The organism is Blastococcus sp. CT_GayMR16, from assembly GCF_004570875.1.
Taxonomy (GTDB): Bacteria; Actinomycetota; Actinomycetes; order Mycobacteriales; family Geodermatophilaceae; genus Blastococcus_B.
The window spans coordinates 1-2,336 of the sequence record NZ_SPQK01000046.1; the positions used below are offsets into that span (position 1 = coordinate 1).

The 2,336-nt window shown below is 77.4% G+C and carries 2 protein-coding genes; both read right to left on the reverse strand.

Going from position 1 to position 2,336, the window contains the following annotated elements:
- Positions 1-2,179: ATP-binding cassette domain-containing protein (locus tag E4P38_RS22650; RefSeq protein ID WP_348633803.1), on the reverse strand; the 2,179-nt coding region annotated here is incomplete at its 3' end.
- On the reverse strand, positions 2,148-2,336 hold a 189-nt coding region (locus E4P38_RS22655), incomplete at its 5' end, for a hypothetical protein (protein ID WP_280791116.1). The genes E4P38_RS22650 and E4P38_RS22655, both read right to left, overlap by 32 nt.

Consider the following 2,336-nt stretch of genomic DNA (forward strand, 5'->3'; position numbering starts at 1 on the left):
GCCCGTCGCGGCTGCCGACAGCCGTGGCCAGCACCGCGGCCAGTCCGGAACCCAGGACCACCAGCCCGCTGCTCAGCGCGGCGGCCCGGGTACCGGTGCGGGCCGACCGGGCCTGCCGCCCGGCGAGGACGGCGAGATCGTCCGCCGCCCGGCCCGCGAGCCCGTGCGCGCGCAGGTCCGGCATCCCCTCGAGGAGGGCGGTCGCCTCGCGGAGCCCGGTCACCCGCAGCGCGCTCTCGGCCCGGGCGGCGCCGGCGTCGACGTGCCGGTGCCCCAGGAGCACGATGCCCACGGCCGCGGCGAGCACCAGGCCGACGGCGCCGGCCGCCGCGGGGTCGATCAACGCCAGTGCGGCGACGGTGCCCACGGTGACCGTGGCCGCGACCAGGATCGGCGGACGCACCCGCACGGTGAGGTCCTGCACGACGCCGACGTCGCCGACGACTCGGGCCAGCGCCGACCCTGGCGTCCGGTCGGCTGCCAGTCCCTGCGCGGCCAGGGCGGCCCACAGGCGGACCCGGGTCACCGCGGCGAGGCGGAGCGCCGCGTCGTGCGCCGTCATGCGCTCGGTCCAGCGCAGCACCGCGCGGCCGAGGCCGAAGAACCGCACGCCCACGATCGCGACCAGGAGTGTCAGCACCGGCGGCATCTCCGCGGCCCGCACGATCAGCCAGCCGGAGACCGCGGTCAGCGCGATCCCCGCGCCCGACGCCAGCGACCCGGCCAGCACCGCCTTCGCCAGCGCCCCCCGCACCTGAGCCGGTGCCTCCGGAGCCACCCCCGAACGGGCCGCGCCGAAGGTCCGTACCTGGGTCTGGACTTCCGGAGCGGACGGTCGGGGATCGGGGGAGGTGAGGTCGGCGGTGCGGGCGGCGAGGGCGGCGAGGAGCGGGTCGTGCGTGACCAGCAGCGTCGTCACGGTGCCGCGCAGGCCGAGGAGCACGTCGGCGACCAGCGCGCGGGCGTCGTCGTCCAGGTGCGCGGTGGGCTCGTCGAGCAGCAGCAGTCGGGCACCACGGCGGATCCGCACCAGGGCCCGGGCGAGCGCGATGCGCTGCAGCTCGCCGGGGGAGAGGCTCTCCGGCGCCCGTCCGGCGAGCTCCGTGGCGCCGACGCGGGCCAGCGCCTCGACCACGTGGGACTCGCCGACGACGGCGTCGATCCCGGGTTCCGACGCGGCGTGCCGCCGCAGTTCGTCGGCGACGGTCGCCCCGGTGGTCCGGGGGAACTGCGGCACGTAGGCGACCGCACCCCCGCCGGTCGCGGTCCCGCCGACCACGGCGTCCGGTCCGACCAGCCCGGCGAGCACTGCGAGCAGGGTCGACTTGCCCGATCCGCTGGCACCCCGCAGGACGACCAGCTCGCCGGGCCGCACGGCGAGATCGACCGGACGGAGCGCCGGCACGGCGCGGCCGGGGTAGCGCACGGTCAGGCCCACGACGGCGAGGTCCGCGCCGCGTGGGTCGTCGTCTGGACCATCCGTGCCGCGCCGCTCGGAAACCGGGGCCGTAAGCACCGCCCGCGCCTCCGCGGCGGCGAGGGCAGCCTCCTCCGAGGCGTGGTGCGCCGTGCCCAGGGCGCGCAGTGGCGCGAACGCCTCCGGGGCGAGCAGCAGGGCGGTGAGGCCGACGGAGAGGCCGAGGTGCCCCTCGACCAGGCGGACGCCCACGGTGACCGCGACCAGCGCCACCGACAGCGTGGCGATCAGTTCCAGGACGAGGGCGGAGAGGAACGCGATCCGCAGCGTCGCCAGGGTGCGGGTCCGGTGGGCCTCCCCGAGGCGGGCGAGCGCCGCGGTCTGCTCGGCCGCGTGCCCCAGCCCGACCAGCACCGGCAGCCCGCGGACCAATTCGGCGACGTGCGAGGCGATCCGGTCCAGCGCGCGGGCGGAGTCGGTCGTGGCGTCCCGGGTGAACCGGCCGACGAGCACCATGAACACCGGCACGAGGGGCAGCGTCACCGCGACCAGCACGGCCGAGAGCAGGTCGGTCCAGGCCAGGGCGAGCAGCAGGACCGGGGGGACGACGAGGGTCTGCGCGAGCGCCGGCAGATAGGTGGCCAGCGCCGGCCCGAGGTCGTGCAGCCGGGTGGTGGCGAGTACCGCGGCGGGGCCCGGACCCCCCGCTGCCGTGACGGCCGCGGGGGAGTTAACCAGCCGGTCCAGCAGGGCGCGCCGCAGCGCGTCCTCGGCGCGGCGGGCGTCGCGGGCCGCGGTCGGCGATCATCTCCATCGCCGTGTCCAGGTCGAGGTCTTCCCACTCGGTCCCGTACGGACGGCGGTACTTCACGGTGGTCACCCGGGTCGAGCTGGTGACCAGCTGCTTGCTCGCGCTGCC